We start from the raw sequence: 15,554 nt of genomic DNA on the forward strand, positions 1-15,554 counted from the left end.
GACAACGTCGCGGAAGAGCGGGGCCGCCGCCCGGCAGGACAGAAGCAGGCGAGGGACGAGCGCATGAGCGTGCTGAGTGTCGACGAAGTCAGCCGCAGCTTCGGGGATCGGCAGGTGCTCAAGAAGATCTCGTTCGACGTGGTGGCGGGCCGGATGACCGGGTTCGTCGGGGCGAACGGCGCCGGCAAGACCACGACCATGCGGATCATGCTCGGGGTGCTGGCCGCGGACGCCGGCGAGATCACCTGGCAGGGCGCGCCGCTGACCCGGGAGGTGCGGCAGCGCTTCGGCTACATGCCGGAGGAGCGCGGCCTCTACCCGAAGATGTCCATCCTCGACCAGGTTGTCTATCTGGGCCGGCTGCACGGCATGTCGGCCGCGGCCGCCCGCGGCTCCACCGAGTCCCTGCTCGAGCGGCTCGGGCTGGCCGAGCGCGCCGGCGAGCAGGTCGAGAAGTTGTCGCTCGGCAACCAGCAGCGCGTGCAGATCGCGGCGGCGCTGGTGCACGACCCCGAGGTGCTGGTGCTCGACGAGCCGTTCTCCGGCCTCGACCCGCTCGCCGTCGAGGTCGTGCTGGCCGTGCTGCGCGACCGGGCGGCGGCCGGCGCCCCCGTGCTCTTCTCCAGCCACCAGCTGGACGTGGTCGAGCGGCTCTGCGACGACCTGGTCATCATCGCGGACGGGACGATCCGGGCGGCCGGCAGCCGTACGCAGATCCGGGCCGACCATGCCCTCCCCCGTTACCGCCTCGAGGTGGCCGGGGACGCGGGCTGGCTGCGGGACCACCCCGGCGTGACGCTCGTCGACCTCGACGGCCCGGTCGCCGTGTTCGACCTGAGGGCCGGCGAGGACGACCAGGCCGTGCTGCGCGCCGCGCTCGCCAAGGGTCCGGTCCGCGCGTTCGGACCCGTCACCCCGTCGCTCACCGAGATCTTCCGGGAGGTCAACCAGTGACCACGTTCGAGGCCGCCAAGCTGGTCGCCGCCCGCGAGGTGCGCGTCAAGCTGCGCGACAAGACCTTCCTCTTCAGTACGGCCTTCTTCCTCATCGTCACCATCGGCAGCTTCGTGATCCCGAGCCTGCTGAACGGCGGCCCGACGAAGGTGGCCGTCTCCCTGCCGGCCGCCGTGGCCCCGCTGCAGAGCGCCGACTTCGAGGTGACCGCGGTGCCTGACGACGCCGCGGCCGAGAAGCTGGTCCGCGACGGGGACGTGGCCGCCGCCGTGGTCTCCGGGCCCCGGGTGCTCGCCATGGACGACGCGCCGTCCGACGTGGTGGGCGCGCTCAGCGTGGCGCCGCCCGTCCAGCTGCTCGACCCGGAGGCGATCGATCCGGCCCTCGACTACCTGGTGCCGTTCGCGCTGGCCTTCCTGTTCTTCATCACGTCGTTCACCTTCGGCATGCAGATCGCGCAGAGTGTGACCGAGGAGAAGCAGACCCGGATCGTGGAGATCCTCGTGTCCAGCGTGCCGGTCCGGGCGCTGCTCGCGGGCAAGGTGGCGGCGATGACGCTGCTCGCCTTCGGGCAGATCGCGCTCATCGCGATCGTGGCGATCGTCGGCGTCCGCGTCGGGGACATGGACACCGAGGTGGTGGGGCGGCTCGGGCCCACGATCGCCTGGTTCCTGCCGTTCTTCATCCTCGGCTTCGTCATGCTGGCGACGCTGTGGGCCGGCGTCGGCGCGCTCGCCGCCCGGCAGGAGGACCTGGCCGGCACGTCCACGCCGCTGCAGATGATCGTCATGCTGCCGATGTTCGCGGTGGTCTTCCTCAGCGACAACGACGCGGTGATCCGGATCCTGTCCTACGTCCCGCTGTCGTCGCCGATGGCCATGCCGATCCGGCTCTTCCGGGGCGACGCGGCGGTGTGGGAGCCGATCGTGGCGCTGGTAATCCTCGCGGCCACGGCGGCGGTGTTCCTCGCCCTGGGGTCCCGGATCTACGAGGGCTCGCTGCTGCGCACCAACGGCCGCACCTCGTTCAAGACGGCGCTGGCGCGAAGCTAGACACGCCGGTGCAGGATGGCCAGCAGGCTCTTCTCGACGTCCTCGATCGGGCGGTCGGGCTGGAAGACCAGCCAGTCCACCGCCACGACGAGCCCCACGCCGAAGAGGGCCGAGCTGGCCACCCGCACGTCGAGGTCGGCCGGCAGGTCGCCCGAGTCGACGCCGGCCCGGACGGTCTCGGCGATCACCCCGATCGCCTGCTCGCGCAGCAACACGAGGGTCTGCTGCCACTCACGGTTGGTCCGCCACATCTCCGAGAGCAGCAGCTGCGCGAAGGCCCGGTAGCGCCGGATGTACTCCAGCTCGGCCCGGACCAGCGCGCCGACCGCCTCCCGGGGCGGCAGGCCGGCCACCGCCTCCCGGAAGGCCGCCGTGAGCAGCCCGATGCCGTGCCGCAGCAGCTCCTCGAAGAGCGCGGTCTTGGAGGCGAAGTTGTAGTAGACGGTGCCCTTGGCCACCCCGGCCCGCAGGGCGATGTCGTCCACGGTGGTCGCCGAGAAGCCCTGCTCCGCGATCAGCTCGACGGCCGCTTCGTACAGCTTCTGCCGGGTGGCTTCTCGGCGTCCCACGGTTGTCAGATCACCAGCTCCGGGTGCAGGGCGGACGGGGTCAGACGGCGCTTGCGGTGCGCCACCACGATCGTCAGGGCAAGCGCCCCGAGACCGTACGCCAGCAGCGCCACCAGGCCCGCCCACACCGTACCCGCCGGACCCCCGTCGATCGTGTGCCGCAACGCCCCGACGGTCCAGGTCATCGGCAGCAGCGGGTGGATCGCCTGGAAGAAGCCGGGCGACGTCTCCACGGGGTAGGTGCCGCCCGAGGACGTCAGTTGGAGCATGAGCAGCGCCAGGGCGAGGATCCGTCCCGCCGGTCCGACCGCCGCACCGAGCAGTTGCATGATCGCGGCGAACGCCGTGGCGGTCAGCATCAGCAGCCCGAGCGTGATGACCGGCGATACCGGGTTCAGCCCCAGCCCGAACACCACGACGGCGAAGAGCAGCGTGGCCTGGACCAGCCCGACGGCGACGGCGGGCAGCAGGCCGGCCAGCGCGACCCGGTACGCCGGCGTGCCCGAGACCAGGTAGCGCCGGTTGAACGGGCGCAGCACCATGAACGTGATCATCGCACCGACCCACAGGGCCAGGCTGAGGAAGTAGGGCGCGAAGCCGACCCCGTACGTGGCCGCCGGGTGGCGTACGGTCCGGTCGAGCCGCACCGGGTCGCCGAGCAGGTCCGCGCGCTGCGAGGGATCGTCGCCGTACGAGGGCAGCTGGTCGGCGCCGTCGCTGAGCCCCGAGGCCAGCTTGGCCGCGCCGGACTGCAGGTCGCTGAGCCCTCCGGCAAGATCCTTCCCCCCGGCGGAGAGCGAGCCCAGCCCGCCCGCGAGTTGCGCACCACCGGCGCTCAGAGTGCCCAGCCCCGAATCGAGTTCCCGGGCGCCGGACGCCAGCCGGAAGATGCCGCCGCGCAAACTGGAGGCGCCGGCCGACGCGTCCGCCGCGCCCTGGTTCACTTGCTGCGCGCCGGTGGCCAGCTGCCCGAGGCCGGACGCGAGCTTGTCCACTTGTGACCGGGCGGCGGCGACGTCGTCGGCCAGGTGCGGCGCGGCGGCGGCCACCTTCCGGGCGTCGGCGGCCACGGCGCTGAGCCGCTTGCTGAGCGCGGCGAGATCCGAGTCGTCGACCGCCGTACGCACCCGCCGGGCCGCCGCCACGAGCTGAGCGGCATCCGCCCGCGCCTGCTCGATGCCGGGCGTCTCGTCGGGCAGGCCGGCCAGATAGTCCTGCAGCCGCGTCGCGTTGCGGACCGCGTCGTCCGCGGCGTCGTCGAGCCGCCCCACGTTGCGGGCGAGCAGATCGGCCCCCTCGGCGACTTCGCGAGCGGCGTCCTGGATCGCCTGGGCGTTGTCGCGCAGCACCGGCTCGATGCGGTCGGCCGCCTGGTCGACGGCGGTGGCGAGTTGCCGGCCGCCGGTCGCCGCCTGCCGCGTACCGGTGACGAGCTGGGCCGTTCCGGCCTGGAGCGCGACCAGGCCGTCCGCGAGATCGTCGGCGCCCGCGGCCGCGGTCCCGAGACCACTCGACAACTGACCGGCGCCGGACTCCGCGTCGCCCAGACCGTTCGCGAGCCGGTCGGCGCCGGACTCCGCGTCATCGAGCCCGTCGTTGAGCCGGCCCGCCCCGGACTCGGCGTCGGTCAGGCCACTGTCGATCTTGTGCGCGCCGTCGGCGGCCTTCTCGGTCTGGGACTGGGCGTCGGTGAAGCCGATGAGCATCTTGTCGAAGTAGCCGCTCTGCGCGGACTGCGCGGCTGCCGCCCGTACCTCCTCGAAGGCGGTCTTGGAGAAGATGCCGGACAGGTAGTTCGTCGCGTCGTCGTTGACCACCAGCAACTCCGCCGCCCGGGGCTGGGCGTGCTCGTCGGGCCCGGTGGTGAGGTTGGCGGAGAAGCCGCCCGGGATGCGCAGGGAGAGCTGGTAGCTGCCGTCGGCCAGGCCCGCCTCGGCGCCGCGCTCGTCGGTCACGTGCCAGTCGAAGACCTCCCGCTCGATCAGCTCGTCGGCGAGGTCCTGACCGGCGTGGACCTGCGTGCCGTCGGTCGCGGTGGCCGGCTTGTCCTCGATGACGAGCGCGGCGGGGATGTGGTTGAGGCGGCCGTAGGGGTCCCAGAACGCGTACAGGTAGAGGGCGCCGTAGAGCAGCGGCACGACGCAGAGGACGGCGAGGGCGGCCGCGGGGAGGCGGCCGCGGAGGAAGCGGCGGAGCTCGAAGCCCGCCAGCCGGAAGCTCCTCATTGTGCCCCTCCCAGCCGCACCACGGTGGCGACGTCGGCGTCGATCTCGCGCGCCGTCACGATCACCGCGGCGCTCAACTGTCTGATTTGTTCCCACAGGGCGGCCCGCTCGGCCGCGTCCAGACCGTCGTCGACCCCGTCGAGCGCGATCAGGTCGGGCTCCGCGATGCCGGCCAGGATCAACCCCAGGACCTGCCTCTCGTACGGGCTCAGCTCGAAGCCCTTCGCGTCGGGCTTGAGCTGAAGAAGGTCCACTTCGGCCGGTTTGCGCCCGGACAGCAGAAAGCGCTCCCGGACATGCTCGGCCACCGTCAGCACGGGTTCGGGCTCGGAGACGCCGGGGACGTGCCCGAGCGCGACGCGTCCCGTCACGTCCACCCGGCCCGCGCTCAGCTGGAAGCGCTGGGCCAGCGCGAGCAGCACCGTGGTGCGCCCGCTGCCCGGCGGGCCGACGATCGCGGCCACCTCACCGGCGTCGACGTCGACGTCGAGATCGCGGAAGAGCCACCGGCGGCGGTGCTTGACGCCCGCCCCGGTCGCGTGGAGAACCGGCATGACGCCCACCTACTTTAAACTGACTGGTCAGTTCAAAAACATACCCCGCACGCTTGTCGATCGACGCGCGCGGTGGCGCACCTCACCATGGACGCCATGACTCCGCATCTGCGCATCGCGCGACCGTGCACCGACCTGGCCGCCGCCGAACGCTTCTACGTCGAGGGGCTCGGGCTGGAGGTGCTCCATCGAGGCACGGCGTCGGCCCCCGGCGAACACGACCTGCTCATGGTCGGCGCGCCCGACGCCGCGTGGCACCTGGAGCTGGTGCTGGGCGGGACACCGGCGCCGTCCGAGGAGGATCTGCTCGTGCTCTACCTGGGCGAGCCGGCGCCGGACGATCTGGTCGCCCGGCTCGTCGCGTACGGCGGGACAGTGGTGTCCCAGGGGCCGTACTGGGATCGGTGGGCGGTGACCGTACGGGATCATGATGGTTATCGCCTCGCGCTCAGTTCTCGCACGTGGGCGAATCATTGACCGTCGTCGACCGCACGGGCAGGATCTCGGCATGGTGACGCGATGGGGCATGACCGTTCCGCTGGGTGGCGTACCGCTGAGCGAGCACGCGGCGCTGCTCGCCACGCTGACCGAGGCCGGGTTCACCGATCTGTGGTCGAGCGAGGTCAGCGGCAGTGACGCGTTCACGCCGCTCACGCTCGCCTCGGTGTGGCAGCCCCGCGCACGGCTGGGCACGGCGATCACCCCCGTCTTCACCCGCGGGCCGGGCCTGCTCGCGATGACGGCCGCCGCCCTGGCCGACGCCGCGCTGGGCCGGTTCAGCCTGGGCATCGGCGCGTCGTCGCCCGTGGTCGTCGGCGACTGGAACGCGGCGGAGTTCGAGAAGCCGTGGGCCCGCAGCCGCGACATGCTGACGTTCCTGCGCAGCGCCCTGGCCGGCGAGACCGTCGACGCGGAGTACGAGACGTTCCGCATCCGGCGCTTCCGGCTCGAGCGGCCCCCGTCGCTCCCGCCCCGCCTGCTGCTCGCCGCCCTGCGCCCGGGCATGTTGCGCCTCGCCGCCACGCACGCCGACGGTGTGATCCTCAACTGGCTCGCCGCCACCGACGTGTCCCGGGCACTGTCGGAGATCAAGCCCGCCCCGGCCGGCTTCGAGGTCGTGGCGCGCATCTTCGTCTGCCCGACCGAGGATCGGGCGTACGCCCGGAACGCCGCCCGCCGCCTGATCGCCGCCTATCTGACCGTGCCCGCCTACGCCGCGTTCCATCGCTGGCTGGGCCGCGAGTCGGAGCTCGGCCCGATGTGGCAGGCGTGGGCGGCGGGCGATCGGCGGGGCGCCCTGGCCGCCATCCCGGACGAGGTCGTCGACGAGCTGGTCGTCCACGGGTCGCCCGAGGAGTGCCGCAAGCGCGTGGCCCGTTATGCCGAGGCGGGCGTCGGCGTACCCGTGATGGCACTGCTGCCGACGCCGGAGCTGGAACGCGGCGGGTCGGCGACGCTGCGGGACGTTCTGGGCAAGCTCGGCCCGGCCCGTTAGAACAAAACGGTCGCGAAGCTGCCCTGCTGCACGAAACCGCAGCGTGCGTACACCCGGCGGGCCGCGGTGTTGTAGTCGTTGACATAGAGGCTGACCGTCGGCGCGACCCGGCGCAGCGCGTCCTGCACCACGGTCGCCATCGCCCCGGCCGCCAGGCCCCGGCCGCGATAGGCCGGGTCGACCCAGACGCCCTGCACCTGGGTGGTGCGCCGGGTCACGATGGCCAGCTCCGCCTTGAAGATGACCCGGTCGCCGTCGAACCGGGCGTACGCCCGCTTGCCCTTGACCAGCTCGGCGATCCGCCGCCGGTAGCCGCGGCCGCCGTCGTCCATGAGCGGGGAGACGCCGACCTCCTCGGTGTACATGGCGACGGCCGCCGGGAAGAGCTGATCGACCTCGTGCGGCTGCACCAGGCGCACCGACGGGTCCGGCGCGACGGGCGCCTCGCGCTCGGCGACCAGCAGCGGCTGGTCCGGGCGGACGTCGCGGGCCGGCCCCCAGTGCACCGAGAGCCTGTTCCACAGGTCGAGGACCGCCTCCGAGCGCCCGATGATGGACGAGCAGATCCGGGGATCGGCGCCGAGCAGGTCGGCGAACGCCTCGACCGCCGCCGGCGTGGTGCGCACCGGCACCAGGTGGGCGCCCGACCAGACGATCGACTCGACGCGGCGGCCCGGGCCGTAGCCGTAGACCCGCCCGTCGGACCGCCACCAGTTGAGGCCGTGGGCCGCGATCCGCTCGGCGATCTGCGCACCGGCGTACGGGTCCTCGTCGAGGATCCGCTCCACCGTGCTCCGCTCGGACTCCCCGAGTTGGCGAATGGGCACCGTCAGCACACGTAACAGATTGCCAGATGTCGGGCCTCCGACACCCCGCGCACCCGACCCTTCCGAAAAACCTTGCGCCCGACACGTTGCCGATATATCGTCTAACTATCGACGATCGAATGGAGAACATCATGCGGTACGAACACCTGCGTCACCTGAAGGAAGCGGCTTACGGACGGGGCGGTTTCCCGTTCGGCGGGCCGGGCGGTTTCGGCGGCTTCGGGGGCTTCGGCGGCCATCAGGGCCCGGCCAACCCTGGTCACCGACACGGGCGCCGCGGTGGCCGCGGCAGCCGGCCCAACGTCCGGCCGGCCGTCCTGGCGCTGCTGCTGGAGCGCCCGATGCACGGCTACGAAATGATTCAAGAGCTGGAGAGCCGCACCGGCGGCATCTGGCGCCCCAGCCCGGGGTCGGTCTATCCGACGCTGCAACTGCTGGAGGACGAGGGCATGATCGTGGCCGAGCCGACCGGCGGGCGGAAGCGCTTCTCGCTCACCGAGGACGGGCGGCCCGAGGCGCAGACCGCGGCCGAGAACCCGCCGTGGGCCCAGTTCAGCGAGGACACCATGTCCCAGGCCGCCGACTTCCGCGACGCGGCCGTCGGCATCATGGACGCGCTGCGCCAGGTCGGCTTCAACGGCACGCCCGAGCAGCGCCAGCGGGCGCTCGAGATCCTCAACGAGACGAAGCGCAAGCTCTACGGCGTCCTGGCCGACGAGAGCTGAGGCGGCGGTGCGGTTCGCGGCTTTCCTCCGCTTGCAGGTGGCCCTGCTGCTTCTCAAGTACGGGCAACCAGCCGGACAGAAGCAACCCCGGGGCTAGCTGGCTGCCGCGCGAGGCGCTGCCGGTGCGAGCCTGTGCCGCGAGCGCCGGGCGCAGCTGCCCACTCACCCGCCCGGCGCCCGCCTGGTGCCGACAGCTCACGTGGCTCCCCGCCCCCAACACACGACGGCCCCGGCTCGGATCTCGGAAGATCTCGAGCCGGGGCCGTTCGTGCTTACGTCTGCACTTCGCGCGCGTGCGGCCGTCAGCTCCCGCGCGCCGCCGCGTCAGCTTTCCCAGCGCGCACCCCTGCGTCAGCTTTCGGCGCGCGCCGTTGCATCAGCTTTCGTCGCGCGCGCCGTCAGGTCAGCTCTCGCCGCCGCGTCAGTGGACCGTGACCTGCGGGCCGGGCATCAGCTCGCGCAGCTCGTCCGGCAGCTCGGCGCCCATCTCGTCGGCCAGCCGCAGCGCCTCCTCGACCAGCGTCTCCACGATGATCGACTCGGGCACCGTCTTGATGACCTGACCCTTGACGAAGATCTGCCCCTTGCCGTTGCCCGACGCGACCCCCAGGTCCGCCTCGCGCGCCTCGCCCGGCCCGTTCACCACACAGCCCATGACGGCGACGCGCAGCGGCACGGGGAAGCCGTCCAGCGCCGCCGTCACCTGCTCGGCGAGCGTGTAGACGTCCACCTGCGCGCGACCGCACGACGGGCACGACACGATCTCGAGCCCGCGCTCGCGCAGCCCCAGCGACTCGAGGATCTGCTGACCGACCTTGATCTCCTCGACCGGCGGCGCCGACAGCGAGACCCGGATGGTGTCGCCGATGCCCTCGGCGAGCAGCGCCCCGAACGCCACCGCGCTCTTGATCGTGCCCTGGAACGCCGGCCCGGCCTCGGTGACGCCCAGGTGCAGCGGGTAGTCGCACTGCTCGGCGAGCTGCCGGTAGGCCCGGATCATGACGACCGGGTCGTTGTGCTTGACCGAGATCTTGATGTCGCGGAACCCGTGCTCCTCGAACAGCGAGCACTCCCACAGCGCCGACTCGACGAGCGCCTCGGCCGTCGCCTTGCCGTACTTCTCCAGCAGGCGCTTGTCGAGCGAGCCCGCGTTGACGCCGATGCGGATGGGCACACCCGCGTCGCCGGCCGCCTTGGCGATCTCCTTGACCTTGTCGTCGAACTGGCGGATGTTGCCCGGGTTGACCCGGACGGCCGCACAGCCGGCGTCGATGGCCGCGAAGACGTACTTCGGCTGGAAGTGGATGTCGGCGATCACCGGGATCTGCGACTTCTTGGCGATCGCGGGCAGCGCCTCGACGTCGTCCTGGGACGGCACGGCGACGCGGACGATCTGGCAGCCCGACGCCGTGAGCTCGGCGATCTGCTGCAGGGTCGCGTTGACGTCGGACGTGAGCGTGGTGGTCATCGACTGCACGCTGACCGGGGCGCCGCCGCCGACCAGCACGCCGCCGACATTGATCTGACGGCTCTGCCGGCGGGGGGCCAGCGGCGGCGGGGGGACGGCCGGCATACCGAGACTGATTGCGGTCATTTCTCACTCACCTGGGAGGAAGCTCTCTCTTACCGGGAGAAGATCGAGATCGGGTTGACGACGTCGGCGGTGATGGTCAGCACGGTGAACGCGCCACCGATCAGGATGACGGCGTAGGTCAACGGCATGAGCTTGTAGTAGTCCACGCGCCCGGGGTCGGGCTTCTTGCGCCAAGCGTAGATCCAGGAGCGCACTTTCTCGTACCACGCGATGGCGATGTGACCACCGTCAACCGGCAGCAGCGGCAGCAGGTTGAAGAGGCCGATGAAGACGTTCAGCGAGATGAAGATCAGCAGGAAGATCTGCGGCACGCCCTGCTCGATCGCCTCGCCGCCGAGCCGGCTGGCGCCCACGACGCTGATCGGGGTGTCGGGGTCACGCTCGGCGCCGGTGATCGAGTGCCACAGCGCGGGGACCTTCTCCGGGATCCGGCCCAGCGCCGCGAAGGACGCCTTGACCAGGTCCCAGCCGTAGTCGAAGCTCGCGCCCACCCCGGCGACCGGGCCGTAGGTGACCGACGCCGGCATGTCGATGTCCTGCGACACGCCGGCCACCGACACCTGGACGGGCGTGCCGTCGGGATTGTCGAGGGGCGGGCGGGACGCGGTGACGAGGTCGACGCTGACGCTGCCGGGCGTACCGTCGCGGGTGTAAGCGACCGTGACCGGGCCGGCGGGCTGCTCCCGGATGACCTCGGTGAGCTGGCCGTAGTTCTGGATCGGGGTGCTCCCGATCTGGGTGATGACGTCGCCGTCCCGCAGGCCCGCGATCGCGGCGGGCGCCTTCGGGTCGGTGGCCGCGCACGCGGCGCCGCCGGCCGAGATGCAGTCGGCGACGTTGACCCGGGCGGGCAGGGCGCGGTATTCGTCGGTGGTCTGCGGCAGGTCCGGGTTGGGCAGGCCGACGAAGACGGCGGCGAACCACGTGGCCACCACGGCCAGGATGAAGTGGGTGATCGAGCCCGCGGACATCACGATCGTCCGCTTCCACACCGGGAAGCGCCACATCGCCCGCGGCTGGTCCTGCGGCTCGACGTCGTCGTCCTGCGGCGTCATCCCGACGATCTTGCAGAAGCCGCCGAGCGGGATGGCCTTGAGGCCGTACTCCGTCTCACCGCGGTGGAAGGAGAAGATCGTCGGGCCGAAGCCCACGAAGTACTTGGTGACCTTCATGCCGAACCGCTTGGCGGTGATCATGTGCCCCAGCTCGTGCAGGCTCACCGAGATCAGGATCGCGAGCGCGAACGCCGCCGTCCCCAACCAGTACAGCATCAGGCTCCTTCAGCCGCAGTCGCGATCATCCGCCGGGCCTGGGCGCGCGCCCATTCCTCCGCGGCCAGCACCTCCTCGACGGTACCCGGTTCGCCGAACTCGGGGGCCGCCGCGAGCACCGCCGCCAGAGTGTCGACGATGCCCAGGAAAGGTAGCCGACCGGACGCGAAGGCGGCCACACACTCCTCGTTGGCGGCGTTGTAGACGGCCGGCCGGCAGCGTCCCGTGCGGCCGGCCTCCTTGGCCAGCTCGACGGCCGGGAACGCCTCGGTGTCCAGCGGCCGCAGCTCCCAGTTGTGCGCGAGCGTCCAGTCCACCCCGGCCGCGGCGCCGGGCACCCGCTCCGGCCAGGCCAGCGCGAGCGCGATCGGCAGCCGCATGTCCGGCGGGCTGGCCTGCGCGAGCGTCGACCCGTCGGTGAACTCCACGAGCGAGTGCAGCACCGACTGCGGGTGCACCATCACCTCGATGTCGTCGTACGCCACGCCGAACAGCTCGTGCGCCTCGATCACCTCGAGCCCCTTGTTCACCATGGTGGCCGAGTTGATCGTGACAACCGGCCCCATGTCCCACGTCGGGTGCTTGAGCGCCTCCTCCGGCGTCACGTTCACGAGTTCCTCGCGCCGCCGGTCGCGGAACGCTCCCCCGCTCGCGGTCAGCACGAGGCGGCGTACCTCCCGCTCGGTCCCGCCCCGCAGACCCTGCGCCAGCGCCGAGTGCTCGGAATCGACGGGGACGATCTGCCCCGGCCGCTGCACCGCGGCCTTCACGAGCGGGCCGCCGGCGACGAGCGACTCCTTGTTCGCCAGCGCCAGCGTACGTCCGGAGCGCAGCGCCGCCAGCGTGGGCGCGAGTCCCAGGCTGCCCACGACGCCGTTCAGCACCACGTCACAGGGCCACTGGGCGAGCTCCGTCATCGCGTCCGGGCCCGCCACGATCTTGGGCAGCTTGAAGTCCCCGGTCGCCCAGCCCCGCTTCTGCGCCTCGGCGTAGAAAGCCAGCTGCAGATCCTGCACGGCACTCGCCTTCGCCACCCCGACGACGTCGACCCCCAGCCCGAGCGCCTGCGCGGCGAGCAACTCGACGTTCCCCCCGCCCGCGCCGACGGCGACCACCCGGAACCGGTCCGGGTTCCGCTGGACGATGTCGATGGCCTGGGTGCCGATGGACCCGGTCGAACCGAGCAGGACGAGCTCACGCATGCCCGCCATCATCCCGGACGCGCGCACCCCCGCCGCGCTCAGCCTTGCCTTTCCGCGACGGCCCCGGCGCCCCGTGCGGCGAGGATCGCCCGGAGGGTGGCCAGCTGCTCCGGGCTCAGACCCGCGGTCGGTACGAGCAGGCTCTGCGTCGTGTGCAGGCGGACGACGAGATATCCGGGCCGCTCGTCCACGGTCGTGATGGCGACCCAGGACCACAGCGTCTGGTAGAGCTCGTTGCGGGTGCCGATGCCGGCGGGCCCGAAGTCGTACGTCGTGGGCCGGCCGACGCTGCGCATGTTGAGCTCGACGGAGCGGCGGAGCATCGACCGCGGGAAGATGACGACGACCACGATCGCCGCGACGAAACAGCCCACGGCCAGACCGGAGTTCCCCCTGATCCCCTCGAGCAGGCCGAAGGCGACGGCCAGGGCCGCCAGGACGTAGATGGACCGCACCACGGTCCGCAGCAGCTGCTTGACGGCCGCCGTGAGCGATCGCTCGTCGAAGGCCGCCGTGTAGGTCAGTGACATCCGTGTCTCCCCGTTCGCGGGTCACAAGATCAGGAACCGTCGCCGTGCGGGATCGTAGTGCTCCGCTGGGTATGAGACACCCATGCGAACCCTCCGCCGGCTCCTGGCCACCGCCTTCCGCCCGTTACGGGGCCGGGACCTGGCCCTGCACGCCGCCGCGGTCACCTTTTACGCCGGAATCGCCGTAGTCCCGGTGGCCCTGCTCGCCATCTGGCTCACCGGCCTCATCGCCGGCGCGGACCGCGTACGCCGCCTGACCGGCCACACCATCGACGCCCTCCCCGACGCCATCGGGGCGCCCCAGGCCCTGGCCGCCCTGATCGACGCCGGCCTGCACCTGACCCCCTGGCTCGCCGTGGCCAGCCTCCTCCCCGCCACCTTCTACGGCGAGGGCCTCCGCCGCGCCTTCGTCTCCCTCCGCGAACCGGGCGAGTCCCTGGTCGGCTGGCGCGGCCGCATCCTGTGGCTCCCGCTGCTCGCGGCCGCCCCGGCCCTGCTGCTCAGCCTCTTCCTGGCCCTTCCCGTGACCAGTGGCCTCTGGGTCCGCGGCGGCTGGTACTCCGTCCTCGGCGTGGTCCTGTCGTTCCTGGCCGCGTGGCTGGTCCTCACCCCGGTCGTCATCTGGGTCTACCGAGGCATCGCCCCGGGCCGCCCCGAGTGGCTGTCCACCGTCCTGGTCGGCTCCTTCACCGCCGCGAACCTGTCCGGCTTCCTGCACGGCTTCGTGCTCTTCTGCTCGCTGCCCCTGGACCTGGGCGTCCCCTTCGGCGGCTTCACCGAGATCGGTGGCGTGGTCGCCGTCGGCCTCTGGCTCTACCTCTTCCACGTCATCATCCTGGCCGGCTACGCCGCCACCCGGAGCGCCAGCACCTACCAGCGCGCCCGCCGCACCCGCCACCTCGCCGAGCAACCCGACCCCGACCCGGTGCCCGCCGTCTGACCCCTTTCTTCCCGTCACCGGCCGGGGTACGCGCGGGCGCTTGCGCTGGGACCCAGGCCTCCTGCGCGCCGACGCGGGCGGGGACGGGGTGTCGGTCCGAGTGACCACCGGCAGGCTCATCAGTCCCCGCAGCTGGAGGCCACGTCAGGGAACGGTGGGCTCCAGCACCGGCGCCGGGAACAAGCGGCGAAACGTGAACGCCGCCGGCGTCGCCCCCTCGGCCCGAAGCCGCTCGAGCCGCGCGAGCCCCTCGGCCACGGGCGGAATCCGGCCGGCCGGCGTCCACCACAGCACCATCGACTCGCGGTGCTCGTGCGGCACGAACCAGTCCCGGCGGCGGCGCAGATAATCGAGGTGGGCGCTCTGATAAACGTACGCCCGGAGGTCCTCCACCGACTCCCACAGCGAGTAGGTGAGGATCGTGCCGGGCAGCCCCGGAACCTCGAACGTGGCGTCGTACCCCGACTCGCCCTCGGCCAGCCGCCACACGAAGCCGGGCGACCGGTCCGCCAGCGCGTTCATCAGCGCGACCCCCGCGACGAACTCGGCGATCGAAGGATCGTCGACCGGGGCACGCAGGCGAGCGGTGTTCAACTGGGCCAGGTGAAAGGCGCTCATGCCCGCCAGCACACCAGAGCCATGACCTAACGTCAATCAGAATTGTTTTTAGAAGCGACGCCCTCGACCGTCACGCAGCACCGCCCCGGAGCGGCGTCCATCCGGGCCACCCACTCGCCGGCCAGGCCGTTCCCCGCCAGCAGCCCGCTCACCAACGCCAGATTCATCCCGCAGACCACCGGCGGGAACTGCTCCGCCAGCCGATGAAACGGACAATTACGCAGCTCAACCCGGTCCGCCCCGGCCCACACGGGCCCATACCCCTGCTCCGCCAGCAGCTCCCCCACCCGCCGGCGCGCATCCCCGTCCGCCCCGCGCGAACCACCCCGCACCGCCGCACCGCCCAGGTCGCCGGCTTCAGACTCTCCCCGTCGCCGTACCGGCCCGCCGCCATCGCCCGCTTGCCGACCCCGCCCCTCAGCGGCGTCACCGGCGTCAGTCGCGCCGGCCCCCGCTTGCCGGCCGTGCCGCTCCGCCACCCGGTAAAGCGTCTCCTCGACCCCGGCCTCCTCGATCGCCTCCGCGAGCAGCTCGCCCGCGCCCCGATAAGCCCGCGGCGGCACACTGACGGCATGCTCACCCGCGGCCGGCCGATACAACTTCGCCGGCCGCCCGGCCCCCGGCCCGGTCCGCCCCGACCGCCGCGCATAAGACGTCTCGAGCAGCCCGGCGCTCACCAGCTTGTCCAGGTGGAAGGCAGCCAGCGTCCGCCCCACCCCCAGCGCCTCGGCAACCTCGTCCCGGCCCACCGCCGCACCCGCATCCACCACGAACCGGTACGCCTGCCGCCGAACCCGGTCAGCCAAACTCGCCACAGCCTCCAGGCCGCCGAGGAACTCCGGACCAGTCACCCCGCCATCGTATTGCCAACACAACTTGGCACTAGAACCTCAACCCCGCCCCGCCATCTCCCGCCCACCTGACTCAACCGACCAGGACCCCTCGCCTCACTCACTCAAGCAACCCGCACCCCTCGCTTCGCCCGCCCACTCAAGCGC

16 protein-coding genes are annotated in these 15,554 nt (G+C 71.9%); 6 read left to right on the forward strand and 10 right to left on the reverse strand.

Annotation, left to right across the window (positions count from 1 at the left end; genetic code table 11):
- Positions 1–63 precede the first annotated feature (63 nt).
- Both RAN62_RS02860 and RAN62_RS02865 read left to right on the forward strand, forming a co-directional pair.
- Entirely contained in the window at positions 64–954 is an 891-nt protein-coding gene (locus RAN62_RS02860) for an ABC transporter ATP-binding protein (RefSeq protein WP_305782836.1), read from the forward strand.
- Positions 951–2,006, forward strand: a complete 1,056-nt coding sequence (locus RAN62_RS02865; protein ID WP_305782837.1) for an ABC transporter permease — start codon at positions 951–953, stop codon at positions 2,004–2,006. Before RAN62_RS02860 ends, RAN62_RS02865 begins: the two co-directional genes overlap by 4 nt.
- On the opposite strand, the gene RAN62_RS02870 is transcribed toward RAN62_RS02865, so the two are convergent.
- Genes RAN62_RS02870 through RAN62_RS02880 form a run of 3 tightly spaced genes read right to left on the reverse strand, consistent with a single transcriptional unit; the run spans position 2,003 to position 5,354 of the window.
- Entirely contained in the window at positions 2,003–2,575 is a 573-nt protein-coding gene (locus RAN62_RS02870) for a TetR/AcrR family transcriptional regulator (RefSeq protein ID WP_305782838.1), read from the reverse strand. The two genes, RAN62_RS02865 and RAN62_RS02870, sit on opposite strands and share 4 nt — an antisense overlap.
- Before the next feature lie 5 nt (positions 2,576–2,580).
- On the reverse strand, positions 2,581–4,800 hold the full coding sequence (locus RAN62_RS02875) for a YhgE/Pip family protein (RefSeq protein WP_305782839.1): 2,220 nt from the start codon (positions 4,798–4,800) through the stop codon (positions 2,581–2,583).
- Positions 4,797–5,354 carry an ABC transporter ATP-binding protein gene (locus RAN62_RS02880; protein ID WP_305782840.1) on the reverse strand — a complete coding sequence of 186 codons (558 nt, stop codon included), beginning with the start codon at positions 5,352–5,354 and terminating at the stop codon, positions 4,797–4,799. The genes RAN62_RS02875 and RAN62_RS02880 overlap by 4 nt, the downstream gene beginning before the upstream one ends.
- A 96-nt stretch (positions 5,355–5,450) precedes the next feature.
- Here RAN62_RS02880 and RAN62_RS02885 point away from each other — a divergent pair, with 96 nt between their 5' ends.
- Positions 5,451–5,831, forward strand: a complete 381-nt coding sequence (locus RAN62_RS02885) for a VOC family protein (RefSeq protein WP_305782841.1) — start codon at positions 5,451–5,453, stop codon at positions 5,829–5,831.
- Positions 5,832–5,880: 49 nt separating this feature from the next.
- Positions 5,881–6,849, forward strand: coding sequence for an LLM class F420-dependent oxidoreductase (locus RAN62_RS02890; protein WP_305783051.1), 969 nt, complete (start codon positions 5,881–5,883; stop codon positions 6,847–6,849).
- On the opposite strand, the gene RAN62_RS02895 is transcribed toward RAN62_RS02890, so the two are convergent.
- Entirely contained in the window at positions 6,846–7,685 is an 840-nt protein-coding gene (locus RAN62_RS02895; protein ID WP_305782842.1) for a GNAT family N-acetyltransferase, read from the reverse strand. The genes RAN62_RS02890 and RAN62_RS02895 overlap by 4 nt on opposite strands.
- A 122-nt stretch (positions 7,686–7,807) precedes the next feature.
- Between RAN62_RS02895 and RAN62_RS02900 the strand changes: the two genes are divergently transcribed.
- On the forward strand, positions 7,808–8,401 hold the full coding sequence (locus tag RAN62_RS02900) for a PadR family transcriptional regulator (protein WP_305782843.1): 594 nt from the start codon (positions 7,808–7,810) through the stop codon (positions 8,399–8,401).
- Between the two features lie 421 nt (positions 8,402–8,822).
- Here the strand turns inward: RAN62_RS02900 and ispG are convergent, their stop codons facing one another.
- The 4 genes from ispG to RAN62_RS02920 are packed head-to-tail and all read right to left on the reverse strand — an operon-like array spanning position 8,823 to position 12,998.
- Positions 8,823–9,995 (reverse strand): flavodoxin-dependent (E)-4-hydroxy-3-methylbut-2-enyl-diphosphate synthase, encoded by a 1,173-nt coding sequence (gene ispG, locus RAN62_RS02905; protein WP_305782844.1) that lies wholly within the window; start codon positions 9,993–9,995, stop codon positions 8,823–8,825.
- A gap of 29 nt (positions 9,996–10,024) precedes the next feature.
- Positions 10,025–11,266: a M50 family metallopeptidase gene (locus RAN62_RS02910; RefSeq protein WP_305782845.1), complete on the reverse strand. Its 1,242-nt coding sequence runs from the start codon at positions 11,264–11,266 to the stop codon at positions 10,025–10,027.
- Positions 11,266–12,477, reverse strand: coding sequence for a 1-deoxy-D-xylulose-5-phosphate reductoisomerase (gene dxr / locus RAN62_RS02915; RefSeq protein ID WP_305783052.1), 1,212 nt, complete (start codon positions 12,475–12,477; stop codon positions 11,266–11,268). Before dxr ends, RAN62_RS02910 begins: the two co-directional genes overlap by 1 nt.
- Before the next feature lie 29 nt (positions 12,478–12,506).
- The gene (locus RAN62_RS02920; RefSeq protein WP_305782846.1) at positions 12,507–12,998 is read right to left on the reverse strand and encodes a YcxB family protein; all 492 of its coding nucleotides are present in this window, start codon (positions 12,996–12,998) and stop codon (positions 12,507–12,509) included.
- Between the two features lie 82 nt (positions 12,999–13,080).
- Here RAN62_RS02920 and RAN62_RS02925 point away from each other — a divergent pair, with 82 nt between their 5' ends.
- Positions 13,081–13,938 carry a YhjD/YihY/BrkB family envelope integrity protein gene (locus tag RAN62_RS02925; RefSeq protein ID WP_305782847.1) on the forward strand — a complete coding sequence of 286 codons (858 nt, stop codon included), beginning with the start codon at positions 13,081–13,083 and terminating at the stop codon, positions 13,936–13,938.
- 144 nt (positions 13,939–14,082) lie between these two features.
- Here the strand turns inward: RAN62_RS02925 and RAN62_RS02930 are convergent, their stop codons facing one another.
- A complete protein-coding gene (locus RAN62_RS02930) occupies positions 14,083–14,556 on the reverse strand; it encodes a DUF3291 domain-containing protein (protein ID WP_305782848.1) in 474 nt (157 codons plus the stop codon).
- A 32-nt stretch (positions 14,557–14,588) separates the two neighbouring features.
- Positions 14,589–15,407 carry a helix-turn-helix transcriptional regulator gene (locus tag RAN62_RS02935; protein ID WP_305782849.1) on the reverse strand — a complete coding sequence of 273 codons (819 nt, stop codon included), beginning with the start codon at positions 15,405–15,407 and terminating at the stop codon, positions 14,589–14,591.
- Positions 15,408–15,554 lie beyond the last annotated feature (147 nt).

This window comes from Symbioplanes lichenis, assembly GCF_030709675.1.
GTDB classification, from domain to species: Bacteria; Actinomycetota; Actinomycetes; order Mycobacteriales; family Micromonosporaceae; genus Actinoplanes; species Actinoplanes lichenis.

Bases quoted from the DNA above. Each gene is read 5' to 3' on its own strand.
- RAN62_RS02860 (WP_305782836.1), top strand. From the start codon at position 64: ATGAGCGTGCTGAGTGTCGACGAAGTCAGCCGCAGCTTCGGGGATCGG.
- RAN62_RS02880 (WP_305782840.1), bottom strand. From the start codon at position 5,354: ATGCCGGTTCTCCACGCGACCGGGGCGGGCGTCAAGCACCGCCGCCGG.
- RAN62_RS02925 (WP_305782847.1), top strand. From the start codon at position 13,081: ATGCGAACCCTCCGCCGGCTCCTGGCCACCGCCTTCCGCCCGTTACGG.
- RAN62_RS02930 (WP_305782848.1), bottom strand. From the start codon at position 14,556: ATGAGCGCCTTTCACCTGGCCCAGTTGAACACCGCTCGCCTGCGTGCC.
- RAN62_RS02900 (WP_305782843.1), top strand. From the start codon at position 7,808: ATGCGGTACGAACACCTGCGTCACCTGAAGGAAGCGGCTTACGGACGG.
- RAN62_RS02885 (WP_305782841.1), top strand. From the start codon at position 5,451: ATGACTCCGCATCTGCGCATCGCGCGACCGTGCACCGACCTGGCCGCC.
- RAN62_RS02890 (WP_305783051.1), top strand. From the start codon at position 5,881: ATGACCGTTCCGCTGGGTGGCGTACCGCTGAGCGAGCACGCGGCGCTG.
- RAN62_RS02875 (WP_305782839.1), bottom strand. From the start codon at position 4,800: ATGAGGAGCTTCCGGCTGGCGGGCTTCGAGCTCCGCCGCTTCCTCCGC.
- RAN62_RS02910 (WP_305782845.1), bottom strand. From the start codon at position 11,266: ATGCTGTACTGGTTGGGGACGGCGGCGTTCGCGCTCGCGATCCTGATC.
- ispG (WP_305782844.1), bottom strand. From the start codon at position 9,995: ATGACCGCAATCAGTCTCGGTATGCCGGCCGTCCCCCCGCCGCCGCTG.
- RAN62_RS02920 (WP_305782846.1), bottom strand. From the start codon at position 12,998: ATGTCACTGACCTACACGGCGGCCTTCGACGAGCGATCGCTCACGGCG.
- dxr (WP_305783052.1), bottom strand. From the start codon at position 12,477: ATGGCGGGCATGCGTGAGCTCGTCCTGCTCGGTTCGACCGGGTCCATC.